General features: G+C 69.1%; 17 protein-coding genes. 10 read left to right on the top strand and 7 right to left on the bottom strand.

Going from position 1 to position 14791, the window contains the following annotated elements:
- Positions 1 to 33 precede the first annotated feature (33 nt).
- The 3 genes from nusG to rplA all read left to right on the top strand — a co-directional run bounded on the left by nusG (position 34) and on the right by rplA (position 2479).
- On the top strand, positions 34 to 1155 hold the full coding sequence (gene nusG / locus VNT50_RS10290; RefSeq protein ID WP_325485023.1) for a transcription termination/antitermination protein NusG: 1122 nt from the start codon (positions 34 to 36) through the stop codon (positions 1153 to 1155).
- A gap of 190 nt (positions 1156 to 1345) precedes the next feature.
- Entirely contained in the window at positions 1346 to 1777 is a 432-nt protein-coding gene (gene rplK / locus VNT50_RS10285) for a 50S ribosomal protein L11 (RefSeq protein ID WP_325485022.1), read from the top strand.
- Positions 1778 to 1792: 15 nt separating this feature from the next.
- Positions 1793 to 2479: a 50S ribosomal protein L1 gene (gene rplA, locus VNT50_RS10280; protein ID WP_325485021.1), complete on the top strand. Its 687-nt coding sequence runs from the start codon at positions 1793 to 1795 to the stop codon at positions 2477 to 2479.
- Positions 2480 to 2554: 75 nt separating this feature from the next.
- On the opposite strand, the gene VNT50_RS10275 is transcribed toward rplA, so the two are convergent.
- Both VNT50_RS10275 and VNT50_RS10270 read right to left on the bottom strand, forming a co-directional pair.
- Positions 2555 to 2830, bottom strand: a complete 276-nt coding sequence (locus VNT50_RS10275; RefSeq protein WP_325485020.1) for an acylphosphatase — start codon at positions 2828 to 2830, stop codon at positions 2555 to 2557.
- 47 nt (positions 2831 to 2877) lie between these two features.
- Positions 2878 to 3546: a LysE/ArgO family amino acid transporter gene (locus tag VNT50_RS10270; protein WP_325485019.1), complete on the bottom strand. Its 669-nt coding sequence runs from the start codon at positions 3544 to 3546 to the stop codon at positions 2878 to 2880.
- Between the two features lie 72 nt (positions 3547 to 3618).
- Between VNT50_RS10270 and VNT50_RS10265 the strand changes: the two genes are divergently transcribed.
- Positions 3619 to 4506, top strand: a complete 888-nt coding sequence (locus tag VNT50_RS10265) for a LysR family transcriptional regulator ArgP (RefSeq protein ID WP_325485018.1) — start codon at positions 3619 to 3621, stop codon at positions 4504 to 4506.
- A gap of 6 nt (positions 4507 to 4512) precedes the next feature.
- Here the strand turns inward: VNT50_RS10265 and VNT50_RS10260 are convergent, their stop codons facing one another.
- A complete protein-coding gene (locus VNT50_RS10260) occupies positions 4513 to 5544 on the bottom strand; it encodes an NADP-dependent oxidoreductase (protein WP_325485017.1) in 1032 nt (343 codons plus the stop codon).
- A gap of 205 nt (positions 5545 to 5749) precedes the next feature.
- Here VNT50_RS10260 and VNT50_RS10255 point away from each other — a divergent pair, with 205 nt between their 5' ends.
- On the top strand, positions 5750 to 6517 hold the full coding sequence (locus VNT50_RS10255) for a sugar phosphate isomerase/epimerase family protein (protein WP_325485016.1): 768 nt from the start codon (positions 5750 to 5752) through the stop codon (positions 6515 to 6517).
- Positions 6514 to 7611 (top strand): Gfo/Idh/MocA family protein, encoded by a 1098-nt coding sequence (locus tag VNT50_RS10250; RefSeq protein WP_325485015.1) that lies wholly within the window; start codon positions 6514 to 6516, stop codon positions 7609 to 7611. The genes VNT50_RS10255 and VNT50_RS10250 overlap by 4 nt, the downstream gene beginning before the upstream one ends.
- Positions 7612 to 7632: 21 nt before the next feature.
- Here VNT50_RS10250 and VNT50_RS10245 read toward each other — a convergent pair whose 3' ends face one another.
- From VNT50_RS10245 to VNT50_RS10235, 3 genes are all read right to left on the bottom strand, one after another.
- Positions 7633 to 8121, bottom strand: coding sequence for a MarR family winged helix-turn-helix transcriptional regulator (locus VNT50_RS10245; protein ID WP_325485014.1), 489 nt, complete (start codon positions 8119 to 8121; stop codon positions 7633 to 7635).
- An 11-nt stretch (positions 8122 to 8132) separates the two neighbouring features.
- Positions 8133 to 9827, bottom strand: a complete 1695-nt coding sequence (locus tag VNT50_RS10240; RefSeq protein WP_325485013.1) for an MDR family MFS transporter — start codon at positions 9825 to 9827, stop codon at positions 8133 to 8135.
- A 97-nt stretch (positions 9828 to 9924) separates the two neighbouring features.
- Positions 9925 to 10611: a YqaJ viral recombinase family protein gene (locus tag VNT50_RS10235; RefSeq protein WP_325485012.1), complete on the bottom strand. Its 687-nt coding sequence runs from the start codon at positions 10609 to 10611 to the stop codon at positions 9925 to 9927.
- Between the two features lie 100 nt (positions 10612 to 10711).
- Here VNT50_RS10235 and VNT50_RS10230 point away from each other — a divergent pair, with 100 nt between their 5' ends.
- The 3 genes from VNT50_RS10230 to rplL all read left to right on the top strand — a co-directional run bounded on the left by VNT50_RS10230 (position 10712) and on the right by rplL (position 12559).
- Positions 10712 to 11353 (top strand): 4a-hydroxytetrahydrobiopterin dehydratase, encoded by a 642-nt coding sequence (locus VNT50_RS10230; protein WP_325485011.1) that lies wholly within the window; start codon positions 10712 to 10714, stop codon positions 11351 to 11353.
- 265 nt (positions 11354 to 11618) lie between these two features.
- Positions 11619 to 12134: a 50S ribosomal protein L10 gene (rplJ, locus tag VNT50_RS10225; protein WP_325485010.1), complete on the top strand. Its 516-nt coding sequence runs from the start codon at positions 11619 to 11621 to the stop codon at positions 12132 to 12134.
- A gap of 38 nt (positions 12135 to 12172) precedes the next feature.
- Positions 12173 to 12559 carry a 50S ribosomal protein L7/L12 gene (rplL, locus tag VNT50_RS10220; RefSeq protein WP_325485009.1) on the top strand — a complete coding sequence of 129 codons (387 nt, stop codon included), beginning with the start codon at positions 12173 to 12175 and terminating at the stop codon, positions 12557 to 12559.
- 70 nt (positions 12560 to 12629) lie between these two features.
- Here rplL and VNT50_RS10215 read toward each other — a convergent pair whose 3' ends face one another.
- Positions 12630 to 13673, bottom strand: coding sequence for a LacI family DNA-binding transcriptional regulator (locus VNT50_RS10215; RefSeq protein WP_325485008.1), 1044 nt, complete (start codon positions 13671 to 13673; stop codon positions 12630 to 12632).
- Positions 13674 to 13967: 294 nt separating this feature from the next.
- Between VNT50_RS10215 and VNT50_RS10210 the strand changes: the two genes are divergently transcribed.
- Positions 13968 to 14791 (top strand): ABC transporter substrate-binding protein (locus tag VNT50_RS10210; protein WP_325485007.1); only part of this gene is annotated, 824 nt, incomplete at its 3' end.

The following is a 14791-nucleotide window of genomic DNA, read 5'->3' as shown; positions in this document are numbered from 1 at the left end:
CAGGTGCCCGCCACACGAACGAAAGAGATCGCAGTGTCCGAAAGATATGTCGACGACGCCGACTGGGCGACCGCCGCAGAGCAGTCCAGCGAGGATGACGAGGCGCAGGAGGGCAACGTCCTCGCTGCGGAGGAGCGGTCCGTCGAGGCCGCTGAGCACGTCGCCCTCCACATCGTGGCCGAAGACGAAGAGTCCGGCGACGACGAAGACATCGACATCGACGACCCGGAAGCAGACGCCATCGTGAACGACGCACTGAACCTCGACGAGGCCGCAGAAACCGAAGCCGCGGCCGAGGTGCTCAATGACTCCCTTGCCGAGGAAGCGGCCGACGAGGCCGCCGAGCACGCCGAAGACGTGACCCCGTACGACGGTCCCGACATCAACGGCGAGCCCGACGCGCCCGTGCTCGACGAAGACTTCGTCGAAGACGTGGATGCCGCGGCCGCCGTCGTGGACGACGCGGAAGCGGGTGCCGAGACCGGTGCCGACGCGGAGGCGGATGTCGACTCCGAGCTCGACGAGGACGCCGATCCCTACGAGTCGTTCCGCGCCGAGCTGCGCACCCTCCCCGGCAAGTGGTACGTCATCCACTCGTACGCGGGCTTCGAGCGCAAGGTCAAGGCCAACATCGAACAGCGCAAGTCGACGCTCGAGGTAGAGGAAGACATCTACCAGATCGAGGTCCCCATGGAGGACGTCGTCGAGATCAAGAACGGCCAGCGCAAGATGGTCACGCGCGTGCGCATCCCGGGCTACGTGCTCGTGCGCATGGAACTGAACGAAGACACCTGGTCGGTTGTGCGCCACACGCCCGGTGTGACCGGCTTCGTGGGCAACGCCCACAACCCCACGCCACTCCGCTTCGAAGAGGCCTTCACGATGCTGAAGTCCCTCGTCGAGGTCAAGGAGGTCGCGCAGACCAAGTCGGGGGGCGCCACCAAGGGCGCCGCGACGCAGGCGCGCAGCATCCCGGCCGAGGTCGACTTCGAAGTCGGCGAGACCATCACGATCAAGGAAGGCTCGTTCGCGGGCCTGCCCGGCACGATCAGCGAGATCAAGCCCGAGAGCGGCAAGCTCACCGTGCTCGTGTCGCTCTTCGAGCGCGAGACCCCGGTCGAGCTGTCGTTCGACCAGGTCACCAAGATGATCTGAGCCACACACGCCGAGAACGGCCGTCCATCTGCATCGCGACGCGCAGGCGCGTGCGGACGAGCTCCGCTGATCGCGTAGACTTGTGTGGTTTGCGTGCCGCTTCGGCGTGCACGGAGACGACCGCAGCCCGGAGATGCCGGGTTCGCGGGAGAACCGGGTGCTTGCATCCGATTCGATGAAAGGAAAGAGAATGGCACCCAAGAAGAAGGTGACCGGCCTGATCAAGCTCCAGATCAAAGCCGGCGCCGCCAACCCGGCGCCGCCGATCGGGCCCGCGCTCGGTCAGCACGGCGTCAACATCATGGAGTTCTGCAAGGCGTACAACGCCGCCACCGAGGCCCAGCGCGGCAACGTCATCCCCGTCGAGATCACCGTCTACGAGGACCGCAGCTTCACGTTCATCCTGAAGACCCCGCCCGCCGCGGAGCTCATCAAGAAGGCCGCCGGCGTCGCCAAGGGATCGTCGACCCCGCACACGGTCAAGGTCGCCAAGCTGACCAAGGCCCAGGTGCGCGAGATCGCCGAAGCCAAGATGCCCGACCTGAACGCGAACGACATCGAGGCCGCCTCGTTGATCATCGCCGGCACCGCCCGCTCCATGGGCATCACGGTCGAGCAGTAGGAAGGGGAGAAGATCATGGCAAAGTCCAAGGCTTATCAGGCCGCCGCGGCGAAGATCGACGCGGACAAGTTCTACACCCCGACCGAGGCCGTCGCGCTCGCGAAGCAGACCGGATCGGCGAAGTTCGATTCGACCGTCGAGGTAGCGCTCAAGCTCGCCGTCGATCCCCGCAAGGCCGACCAGATGGTGCGCGGCACCGTCATCCTCCCGCACGGCACGGGCAAGACCGCCCGCGTCATCGTGTTCGCCACCGGCCCCGCGGCCGAGGCTGCGCTCGCGGCGGGTGCCGACGAGGTCGGCGGCGCTGAGCTCATCGAGAAGGTCGCCGGCGGCTACACCGCGTTCGACGCCGCCGTCTCGACTCCCGAGCTCATGGGCCAGGTCGGTCGTCTCGGAAAGGTGCTCGGCCCCCGCGGCCTCATGCCCAACCCGAAGACCGGCACCGTGACCCCCAACCCGGCCAAGGCCGTCGAGGAGATCAAGGGCGGAAAGATCGAGTTCCGCGTCGACAAGCACGCCAACGTGCACTTCGTCGTCGGCAAGGCGTCGTTCTCGGCCGAGCAGCTCGACGAGAACATCGCCGCCGCGCTCGAGGAGATCGTGCGCCTCAAGCCGTCCAGCTCGAAGGGCCGCTACATCCAGAAGGGTGCGGTGTCGACGACGTTCGGCCCCGGCATCCCGCTGGATGTCAACGCCATCTGAGACTGAACCCTCTGCACGCAAGGGGCTCCACCTCCGGGTGGGGCCCCTTGCGCCGTGTCAGCGGCAACGCCGGGATCAGGCGTCTCGCCGCACCTCGAACCCGCGCTCGCCGGTGGGCGCGGCATCCGTCACCCGCGCGTCGTCGACGCGCGAGCCCGGCGGGCCCTCCGCCATCCACGCGAGCACCTGATCGAGTTGTGCCGGGGCGCCCTCGATCTCGGCCTCGACGGCTCCGTCGCGGCGGTTGCGCACCCAGCCGGCGACGCCGGCCTCGACGGCGATCAACCGCAGGGTGTAGCGGTAGCCCACGCCCTGAACATCGCCGGTGACCACCACGTGCACGCGTCTCATGCCTCCATCGTGCCTTCCGCGGGGTTCGCAGGCGAGAGGCCGATGGCCTAGGCGAACGCCGGTATCGCCAGGCTGATGCCGAGCCCGATCATGACGGCGGCGATGATCGCGTCGAGGATGCGCCACGACTTCGGGGACCTCAGCCACTGCCCGAGGTAGCGCGCCCCGAACCCCAGCCCGAAGAACCACGCGACGCTCCCGGCGACGGCGCCGGCGGCGAAGAGCCAGCGCTGGTCTTCGTACGTCGACGCGATGGATCCGAGCAGGAAGACCGTGTCGAGGTACACGTGCGGGTTCAGCCACGTCAGCGCGAGGCACGTCAGGACAGTGGGGGCAAGCGCCGGGCGAGCCACCACGACCACCGTCGCGACCCCGCCGCCGGCCCCCGTGCGCGTCGGGGATTCGTCGTCGGCGGTTGCGACGAGGCCTTCGCCCGCGGGCTTTCCGGCCCGTCGCGCCGCCAACAGGCCGTAGCCGATGAGGAACGCCGCGCCGAGCCAGCGGGCGGCGTCGATGAGCCAGGGGACGGCCTGCAGCGCGTAGCCGATGCCCATCACACCGGCGCCGATCAGCACGGCATCGGACACCGCGCAGACCAGCACGACGGCGAGCACGTGCTCGCGGCGGATGCCCTGACGGAGCACGAAGACGTTCTGGGCGCCGATGGCCACGATGAGCGAGAGGCCGACGGCGAGCCCGGCGAGCAGAGAAGTCACCGCTTCAGGCTAGGAACCTCGCAGTGATTAGCGCCAGCGAGGAAACCTTATGAGGCATTAGCATCGCTTCACATGAGGATCGATCCCGAACTGGCCGCGACCGTGGCCGCCGTCATCGACGAGGGAACGCTGGAAGCGGCGGCGCGGCGGCTCAACGTGTCGCCCTCGGCCATCAGCCAGCGGATCAAATCGCTCGAGCAGCAACTGGGGCGGGTGCTGCTCGTCCGCTCGAAGCCCGCCGCGGCCACGCCGGCGGGCGAGGCGGTCGTCCGGCTCGCCCGCCAGGTCGCGCTGCTCGACCACGACACCGCCGCGGCCCTCGACCTCGGCGAGGCCGGGGAGCGTGTCGTCACGATCCCTCTCGCGGTGAACGCCGACAGCATGGCCACGTGGTTCCTCGCGCCGCTCGCGCGGCTGTCGCGGCGGCATCCGGTCGTGTTCGACGTGCATCGCGACGACCAGGACTTCACGGCCGCGCTGCTCGAATCTGGCACGGTCATGGGGGCCGTCACTTCGCAGAGCACACCGGTGGCCGGCTGCCGGGTGAGCCCGCTGGGGGTGCTCGCCTACGAGGCGGTCGCGACGCCGGACTATGTCGCGCGGTGGCTGCCCGAAGGGGTGGACGCCGCCGCGCTCGCGCGCGCCCCGTTGGTGGACTTCGATCGCCGCGACGGCCTGCAGACGGACTGGCTCCGGGCTCGTGGTGTCGTGGCCGATGACCTGACGCGGCACTACGTGCCGGCATCGCACGACTTCGCCCTTGCCGTGGTGTCGGGACTGGGGTGGGGGATGCTGCCCGCCGTTCAGTCCGCCGACGCCCTGGCCGACGGACGGCTCGTGCGGCTGGGAGATCCGGTCATCTCGGTCGCCCTGTACTGGCAGCAGTGGAACCTGCGCTCACCGCTGCTCAGCGAGATCGCAGAGGAGATCGCCGCCGAGGCGGCGCGCGTGCTCGCGTGAGAGCGGTCAGTCGTCGCTGACGCGAAGAACCACCTTGCCGCGCGTGTGCCCGTGCTCGATCTCCGCGTGCGCCGCCGCCGCCTCGCCGAGGTCGAACACCCGGTCGATATAGACCTGAACCGACCCCGAATCGAGCAGCCGGCCGATCGTGGCCAGCGCCCCGCCGTCCGGGATCACCTTGTAGCTCGTGGCCCGCACCCCGGCCTCGGCCGCGGCGTCGGCGTAGCCCTCCCAGCCGCCCGTCGGAACCTCGATGAGGAGTCCGCCCGGGCGCAGCACACCGAGCGAGCGCGTGCCCGTGTTCTCGCGGACGTTGCCGACGAGGTCGATCACGACGTCGACGTTGCTGACGACATCCTCGAATCGGGTGGTCGTGTAGTCGATGACGACCGCGGCGCCGAGCTCGCGCAGCCAGGGGGCGTTCGCCCCGGACGCGGTGGCGGTGACATGGGCGCCGAAGTAGGCGGCGAACTGAACCGCGAAGTGCCCGACGCCGCCGCTGCCGGCATGGATCAGGATCCTCTGGCCCTCGTGGGCGTGCGCGGTCTCGACGACGAGGCCCCAGGCGGTGAGCGCGGCCAGAGGAACGCCCGCGGCCTCGACGTGGGACAGCGACGACGGCTTGCGCGCGACCGAGAGGGAAGGCACGACGACGTACTCGGCATACGCTCCGCCCGTGCGCGGGAAGGCGGACATGCCGAAGACGGCGGTCCCCGGCTGCAGGGGATGCGCCTCGTAGGGGGAGCGCACGACGATCCCGCTGAAGTCGTAGCCGAGCACGGCGGGGAAGCCGCCGATCGCCGCGGAGACGCCCCGGCCCGCGCGCGTTTTCGCATCGATCGGGTTGACTCCCGCCGCGACGACGCGCACCAGCACCTCGCTCAGCACGGGGGAGGGAACCGGAACGACCGCGGTGTGCAGCGCAGACGGCTCTCCGGTCTCATCGATCACGGCCGCTCGCATCTCGGCCGGTGGATCGGGAACGAGCTCGGCGACGGCCTCGGGGGCGGTGGCTGAGCGCAGGGGGCGGAATCTCATCCGGCGCTCCTTCTGCGTGCGTTGGGGTAGGCCGAACCTCGTCGGCGAGGTGCGCGCAACCTTTGACCCCAGTCAACCCGCACATTGTCTCGCCCGTGTTACGCGGGTGCTACCGTGCGGCTAAACCCGCCTGCGCGGTGACCGCACGTCGCCGCGCGATGCGGCATCCTGAAACCCCGACAACCCCCACACGAGGAACCGATCCGTGCCCACGCCGGCCATCTCCCTGCAGCTCTATTCCCTTCGCGAGGCGATCGCCGCCGACGCGCCCGCGGCGATCGCCCGCGCCGCGAACGCCGGCTTCCGGCTCGTCGAGCCGTTCGCGCTCGCCGAGACCGCGGCAGTGATCGGACCGCTGCTGAGAGCGAACGGGCTGTCGGCGCCGACCGCGCACGCCCGGGTGCTCGGCCTCGAGCAGGCGCCGACCTTCGAAGCGGCGGCGGCGCTCGGCGTCGTCACGGTGATCGACCCGATGATCGACCGTGATCGCTGGGTGACCGGCGACTCGGTCGACCGCATCGCGGATGAGCTGGCGGATGCTGCGGCGACCGCGGCGACGTTCGGGCTCGGATTCGGGTACCACAACCACGCGTGGGAGCTCTCGAGCCGGATGGACGGCGGCTCTGCCCTCGAGCGGCTCGCGTCGCGCCTGCCCGAGTCCGTGGCGCTCGAGGTGGACGCCTACTGGGCCGCGCAGGGCGGTGAAGACGTTCCCGCGCTTCTCGAGCGACTAGGCCCGCGGGTGCGCTTCCTGCATGTCAAGGACGCCCCGCTGGCGCCGGACGGGACGATCAGCCCCGACACGTTCGACCAGCTCCCCGTCGGGGAAGGCGCGCTGCCGTGGACCGACATCCTCGCCGCGGCACCGGCCACCGAGCTCGTCGTCGTCGAGTTCGACGAGTTCCGCGGCGACGTCTTCGACGCGGCGGTGCGAAGCCGCGCGGCGCTCGAGGCGCTGGGAGCGCGGGCGTGAGCGGGCCCGTCGGCGTGGGCATCATCGGCGCCGGGGTGATCAGCGGCCAGTACTTGGAGCACCTGATGACCTACCCCGATGTGCGAGTGCTGTTCGTCGCCGATCTCGACACGGGGCGTGCTGCGAGGCAAGCGGCGGCGTTCGGCGTGCCCGGCTGGGGCACGGTCGAAGAGTTGCTCGCGCAACCCGACGTCGAGATCGTCGTCAACCTCACCATCCCCGCCGCACACATCGACGTGAGCCTCGCGATCCTCGACGCCGGCAAGCATGTCTGGAGCGAGAAGCCGATCGGACTCGATCTCGCCGGCGCCGGGGTGCTCGTCTCCCGTGCGGACGAGCTCGGGCTCCGGTTCGGAGTCGCTCCCGACACGACGCTCGGCTCGGGGGTGCAGACCGCGCTCCGCGCCATCCGCAGGGGCGACATCGGCAGACCATTGTCGGCGCTGACCCTGATGCAGTCGCCCGGACCCGACCTCTGGCATCCGAGCCCCGACTTCCTGTTCCAGGCGGGTGGGGGACCGGTTCTGGACATGGGGCCCTACTACCTCAGCGCCCTTGTGCACACCTTCGGCTCCGTCGCTCGCGTGCAGGCCGTCGGCCACCGCGCCCACGAGTCCCGAAGCATCCGCACCGGTCCGCGCGCCGGCGAGCGGTTCGCGGTCACCGAGCCGACAAGCGTGGCGATGCTGCTCGACTTCGCCGGCGGCACGTTCGGCGTGAGCCACTTCAGCTTCGACTCCCCGCTCTCGCGAAACGGCTTTCTCGAAGTGACCGGCACCGAGGCGACGATCGCCTTCCCGGATCCCAATCAGTTCGGCGGCTCGCCGGTGCTCACGACAGCGGGTGGCGAGAAGCGCGAACTGCCGGTGGATGCCGGGGGCCAGGGCCGCGGCCTCGGGGTCGTCGACCTGGCGCGGGTGATTCGCGGCGCCGGGCAGCTCCAGGCCAGCGGCGCCCTCGGCCTGCACGTGCTCGATGTCATGATCTCGAGCCTGCGCTCGCTGGCAACGCGCGAGGCCGTCGCACCCTCGACCGAGGCGCCCGCCATCCCGCCGCTCGATGAGAGCTGGGACGCGCGCGTCGCGACGCTGTAGCGCACGCCGTCCCGCGAATCGTCAGCGCTCGGTGTTCCCGGGGAGGGCTTCGCCGGGCACCTCGCCGCTGGAGAGTGCGTGCAGCAGCGCCGTCAGGTGGCGGATGTCGTCGAGCGACCACGCGTCGAGCGCTTGGCTGAGTCGGTTCTCGGCCGGGCGCCGCGCATCCGCGAGCCGGGTGGCGCCGCTCGCCGTGATCGAGAGCAGGCTCGACCGGCCGTCCGCGGGATCGGGGGTGCGAGCGACGAGGTCGAGCCCTTCGAGTTCACGGATCGTTCTGCTGACGAGGCCCTTGTCGGCGACGAGTGATTCGGCCAGCGCCGAGAGCGTGATCGGACCGAGCCGCGCGATCGTGCCCAGGACCTTGTAGGCGCCGGGCAGCATCCCCGGGCTGATGCGGTTGGCGGTGTCCTGCATGTGGCGCCTGAACTGGGATGCCAGCTCCCCGAATTCGACCTCGAGGGCGCGCACCGCCTCGGCGCGCGCCTCCGTGGTCTGCTGATCGGACATCACCGTCGAGCCTATGCGCGGCGCTTCGGGGACGACGCCATCTCGTCGCCGCCGACCGGAACCGTTCCGGTCGCGGTCAGCGCCGACATGCCCTCGGCCGCGCTCACGGTCGCGAGGTCGGCTTCACCCGCGGCGAGCCGCTCCGACGTCGTCATGCGGGTCAGGGGAGTGTTCGGCAGGAAGACGATCGCGATCAGGCTGACGATCGCGACGGGGACCGCGATCAGGAACGAGTGCGCGATCGCCTGGGCGTAGATGTCTTCGACGATGACGCGTACGGCGTGCGGCAGCGCGCTCACGGTGGGCAGGGTACCGGACTGCAGCTGGGCGGCGACGTCGGCTCCCGCTTCGCCGAGGCCCGCGATCGCTGCCCCGAGCGCCGCCTTGCTCGACGCGAACAGGTCGGTCGCGGCGGTGGCCAAGGCGGCGCCCATGACCGACACGCCGACGGTGCCGCCGAGGCTGCGGAAGAACGTCACGCCCGAGCTTGCGACACCCATCTCGTCGGGGCGCGCGGTGTTCTGCACGATCAGCACGAGGTTCTGCATCGTCGTTCCGACACCGGCGCCGAGCAGGAACATGTACAGCGAGACGAGCACGAACGGCGTGTCGTAATGCAGGGTCGCCAGAAGGCTCGAACCCGCGATGAGCAGCACGCTGCCGGTGATCAGGTAGGGCTTCCAGTGCCCGAATCGGCTGATCAGCTGCCCGACCACGATCGACGCGACCAGGAGGCCGCCGATCATCGGCAGGGTCATCAGACCCGCCTCGGCGGGCGTGGCCCCGCGCGCCATCTGCATGTACTGGCTGAGGAACACCGAGGTGCCGAACATCGCGATGCCCGTCGCGATCGAGGCGATCGTCGCGAGCGTGAAGGTGCGATTGCGGAACAGCGACAGCGGGATGAGCGGCTCGCGCGAGCGCAGCTCGACGAGCACGAACAGGATCGCCCCGAGCAGGGCGCCCCCGGCCATGAGGACCGTCTCGAGGCTCCACCAGTCGAACGACTTTCCGGCGTTCGTGAGCCAGACCAGCAGCAGCGACACCGACACCGACAGCAGCACGATCCCGAGGTAGTCGATGCGGGCCTTCTGCTTCGCGTGGTGGGGCAGGTGCAGCGTCATCTGCAGGATGATGAGCGCGGCGATCGCGAACGGGATGGCCACGTAGAAGTTCCATCGCCACCCGATGCCCTCGGTGATGAACCCGCCCAGCAGCGGTCCGCCTACTGTGCCGAGGGCCATGACGGCGCCGAAGAGGCCCATGTAGCGACCGCGCTCGCGGGGGCTGATGATGTCGGCCATGATGATCTGGCTCAGGGCGGCGAGGCCGCCGGCGCCGACGCCCTGCACGGCGCGGAACGCGATGAGCGTGCCGGGATCCCGCGAGAACCCGGCGGCCGCCGTCGCCAGCACGAAGATGACGAGCGCGATCTGGATGAGCAGCTTGCGGTCGAACAGGTCGGCGAGCTTGCCCCAGATCGGGGTGGAGATCGCCGTCGTCAAGAGGGTGGCGGTGACGACCCATGTGAACGCGGCCTGGTCGCCGCCGATGTCGTGGATGATGACCGGCAGCGAGGTCGAGACGACGGTGGCGGCGAGGATGGAGACGAACATGCCGAGCAGCAGGCCCGAGAGCGATTGCAGCACGCCGCGGTGCGACATCGCGGGTGCGTCCGAGCCGGGTGCGGGGGTTGCGGTGGCCATTCGGGGCCTTTCCAGACGAGAAGCGTGCGACGTCGACGACGTCATGGTTGACAGAAGTCAACTATATGGCAATTGGTTGACTAAGGTCAACCAAACGTCAATCGGCCAGGGCGAGGGCCCGGTACGACTCCCTCGCCGCGCTCCGCGGCATCCCGTCTCTCATCGTTCCCGCCTGCAGCGCGTTCGCGTGGGGCGATGAAGGCTGTGTCGTCCTGCGGTGCAGTTCGTCGATGAGGGATGTCGCGAGGCGCACGAGCCGGTCGATCTCGACGTCGTCACGCTCGATCCACGCGCACTTGGGCTCCTCGTCGATCGGCACGAAGGCGTCGTGTTCCTCCCACGCGATGAGCGTGCGCTCCGCGCCGAGCACGTGCTGCTGCCACCACACCTGCCGCATGTACGAGCGGGGGATGCTGCGCCAGGGCTTCGCGGTCGTCTTGATCTCGCACAGCGTGACGCGGCCCTGGCCGTCGACGGCGACGCCGTCGGGAGTCGCGAGGTGCCGCTTCTCGATCTCGGCGTGGAACAGCGCGCTCGAGGGAAGGATGCCGTGCGTCGCGGCGACCCAGCGTGCGATCTCGGGCTCGCGCACGCGCCCGTGCGCCGTGTAGGCGTTGCCCGAGAACCGCGAGCCCATCAGCTTCGCGTCCGCCGCCTTCGCAATCGCATTCGCGGAGGTCAGGGTTGCGACATCCGTCGCTGTGATCCCGCGCGATCGCGCCCGCACCCACGCCACGCGATCGCGGGAGTCCGCGACGATGCGAGCGGCGAGTGCGGGGGTCATACGTTCGAGGGTAGTCCCGGAGAGAGACGTTGCCGAGGCGCCATGCCCGGGCGTTCGCAAGCCCTTTCGCACTCTCGACCGCGAGTGGCAGGGTCGAGGCATGGAAACTCTGACTCCCGCTGAATTCCGCTCCGCCGACGGCGTCGAGGACTGGCGCCCGCGCGTCACGGGGGCGTTCGCGCTCTTTCGCACGCAGGACTTCGCCACGGGGGCCCGGCTGCTTGCGGCGATCGCCGAGCTCGCCGAGCAGGCGAACCACCATCCGGATGTCGACATCCGCTACCGGAGCGTGCGTGTGCGGCTGGTCACCCATTCGGCCGGCGGGCTCACCGCGAAGGATGTCGCGCTGGCGCAGGAGATCTCGGCCGCGGCGCGGGAGCTGGGCGTGGGCGCGCGGACCGACAGCATGCACGACGTCATGCTGGCCCTCGCGACGCCCGACCCGGCGGCCATCATCCCCTTCTGGAAGGCCGTCACCGGGTTCGACGAGGTCGGCGATGGCGTGCTGTTCGACGCCGACGGCCGCGGCCCACTTATCTGGTTCCAGCCGGTGGAGCCGTCCGTGCGCGGAAAGTCCCACCTCGACGTGAACGGCCCACGGGCGGCGATCGAGAAACGACTCGCCGCAGCCCTCGCCGCCGGTGGCATCCTCGTGGACGACAGCAATGCGCCGGAGTGGTGGACGCTCGCCGATGCCGATGGCCACAAGGTCGATCTCTGCCCCTGGCGCACGACGGACTGACCGCGATTTGGAAACGCGGATGCGCGTCGGGTAGCCTTGTCCGTAGCCAAAGACCGCCGGTCATCGGCGTGCGTGCAAGCGCACAACGATCGAAGCTCTGCAGATGCAGGGGCCCGCGCAGGTGTACAAGATGTTCTCCCGGTTCGGGAATTCAGCTCCGTGCGCTTGCGCCGGGGCTTTTTCATTGCCCGCCGAGATCGCGACACCCGGCCCCGAGGCCGTCGCTCCGCCATCGCGGAGCGTCTCGTACACAAAAGGAGTGGCCATGGCGCAGAAGGAAGCATCGGTCGCCGAGCTCACGAAGCAATTCGAGGACTCGACCGCCGTTCTGCTGACCGAATACCGCGGCCTGACGGTGGCGCAGCTCAAGGAGCTTCGCAACAGCATCCGCCAGGACGCCAGCTACGCCGTGGTGAAGAACACGCTGACCAAGATCGCGGCGAACAACGCCGGGATCTCGGAGCTGGACGACGAGCTCGAGGGCCCGTCTGCCATCGCCTTCGTACATGGTGACCCCGTCGCCGTGGCCAAGGGACTGCGCGCCTTCGCCAAGGCACACCCTCTTCTGGTGATCAAGGGCGGCTACTTCGATGGCGCCGCCCTGAGCCCCGCAGAGGTAGGCAAGCTCGCCGACCTCGAGAGCCGTGAAGTTCTGCTGGCGAAGCTCGCCGGCGCAATGAAGGCCTCGCTGTTCGGAGCTGCATACCTGTTCAACGCACCGCTGTCGCAGGCCGTTCGCACGGTCGACGCGCTGCGTGAGAAGCAGGAGTCCGCGGCCTGAGGCCCGGCGTTTTCAAACCCCAATCAAGGAGAAACATCATGGCAAAGCTCACCACTGACGAGCTTCTCGACGCCTTCAAGGAGCTCACGCTCATCGAGCTCAGCGAGTTCGTGAAGAAGTTCGAGGAGACCTTCGAGGTCACCGCCGCCGCTCCGGTCGCCGTTGCCGGCCCCGCTGCCGCCGGTGCCGCACCCGCCGAAGAGGTCGAGGAGCAGACGGCGTTCGACGTCGTGCTCGAGGCCGCAGGCGAGAAGAAGATCCAGGTCATCAAGGTCGTCCGCGAGCTCACCTCGCTCGGCCTCGGCGAGGCCAAGGCCGTCGTCGACGGTGCCCCCAAGGCCGTGCTCGAGGGCGCGACCAAGGAGGCCGCTGACAAGGCGAAGGCCGCTCTCGAAGAGGCCGGCGCAACCGTCACCCTGAAGTAGTCCTCCGCGCCTCAGGCGCAGCGGACCACGTCGCGAATGCCCCGGATGCTGCATCCGGGGCATTCGTGCGTCAGGGCGTGGCGGCGCGACGGTCGAGGGACGATTGCCGGGAGTCCAGAGGCCCCGTCGAGCTCCGCACGATGAACCTCGCCGGCTCCCAGATGCGACGCGGCTCGACGTGGTCGCCGTCGATGTGGTGCATAAGGATGTCGACCGCGAGCCGCGCCTGATCGCGCGGTTTCTGCTGCAGCGTCGTGAGCGCGAACATGTCGGCGTGCTCGTGGTCATCGATGCCGACGACACTCAGATCTGCCGGGACATGGATGCCGAGCCGGCGGGCGGCGATGATCGTCCCGATCGCGACCTCGTCGCACATCCCCACGATCGCGGTGGGCCGCCGCCGCGAGTCGCCGAGCAGATCCACCGAGGCGGCGTACCCGCCGGGCATGGACACCTCCGAGACGACGTGCAGGATGTCTTCGGACAGCCCGGCTTCCTGCATGGCCGCCAGGTAGCCCGCGATCCGGCGCGCATCGCCCAGGGTGCTGGGCCCGCCATCCGCCTCGCCGCCGACGAAGGCGATGCGCCGATGGCCGAGTTCGATCAGGTGCTTCGTGGCGCGCCATGCGGCATCGGCGTCGTCGATCGACACCGCGCTCGTGCCGATGTCGTAGCAGCCGATGCTGACGATGGGCTTGCCGAGCGTGGAGAGCCGTACGGCCTCGCGTTCGTCGGGTTCGATGCAGACGGCGATGAGCCCATCGAAGCGCTTACGGCCCAGGAACGTGTCGAAGATGGCGCTGCGGGACGCGGTGCCCGGCTCGGCGTCGTAGAGCGTCAGGTCGCGCCCATGCTCCAGCAGGCCGGCCTGAATGCCCTCGAGCGCCTCGGCGAAGAACCAGCGATTGACGTGCGGCAGCACGACCCCGATGTTCTGCGTGCGACCGGTGACCAGGCTGGCCGCGTTGGTGGACGCGATGTAGCCGAGTTCCGCTGCCGCCGTCTCTACGCGCGCTCGCGTGTCGTCGGCGACGTAGCCGCGCCCGGTGAGGGCCCGACTTGCCGTCGCCTTGGATACCCCCGCGGCGCGCGCGACCTCCGCGATCCCGACCATGCGGACTCCTTCGCGACTCTGCGCAAGTTTCTGACTGCTCGCACGAGATTGTATGCCAGGAGCCGGCCATCCATGGAAACGATTCCATCTCGAAAGTTGCGGATCTCGGGTGCTCTGGTGTCCCCTCGACGCAGGGTCGCCGGGCGTGCGCGACGCAATCGAGGGTTATCGAGTTGTGACAAGGGCCGGATTGTGTCGTGCTCGCCTTGTCGCCTACGTTGGCTATGGAATCGGTTCCCGCAGAGTCGCGGCGTATTCGCTGTGACGATGGGACGTTCTCGACGAGGAGGAAGCATGAGGTTTCAGAGGCACTCACGCATCATCGGCGCAGTAGCGGGCCTGAGCATCGCGGCACTTGCGCTCGCAGCGTGTACCGGCGACGCCGAAGGCGGAGGTGAAGCGGCCGACTGCGCCGATTACGAGGAGTACGGCACGTTCGAGGACGCGGCCGTCACCATCGGCGGCACGATCCTCGATCTGGAGGCTGATCGACTGGTCGAGTCGTGGAGCGACTTCGCCGAGTGCACCGGCATCGAGATCGACTATCAGGGCTCCAGCGAATTCGAGGCACAGATCGCGGTGCTCGCCGAAGGCGGGAACGCGCCCGATATCGGCATCGTTCCCCAGCCAGGCCTGCTCAACCGCCTTGCCGACGGAGGATGGCTGATCCCCGCCTCCCAGCCCGTCATCGACAACATCGACGAGTGGTGGGACCCGATCTGGAAGGAATATGCGACCGTCGACGGCACGGTGTACGCCGCACCCCTGATGGCGAGCATCAAGGGCTACATCTGGTACTCGCCGGCGGAGTTCGAGGAGAACGGCTGGGAGATCCCGACCACGCTCGACGAGCTGACAGCACTATCCGAGACGATTGCCGCAGACACCGACCACAAGCCGTGGTGCGTGGGCCTGGAGTCGGGCGAAGCGACCGGATGGCCGGGCACCGACTGGATCGAGGACTGGGTGCTGCGTCAGGCGGGCGCCGAGTTCTACGACCAATGGGTCACCCATGGGGTGCCGTTCAACGACCCGCAGGTCGTCGAGGCATTCGACTCGGTCGGTGAATACCTCAAGAACGAGGAAATGGTGAACGGCGGGATCGGCGACGTCTCGAC

The organism is Microbacterium sp., from assembly GCF_035554235.1.
GTDB lineage: Bacteria > Actinomycetota > Actinomycetes > Actinomycetales > Microbacteriaceae > Microbacterium.
Note: the sequence above shows the minus strand (reverse complement) of the source record. Positions and strands in the feature narration are given on the sequence as shown.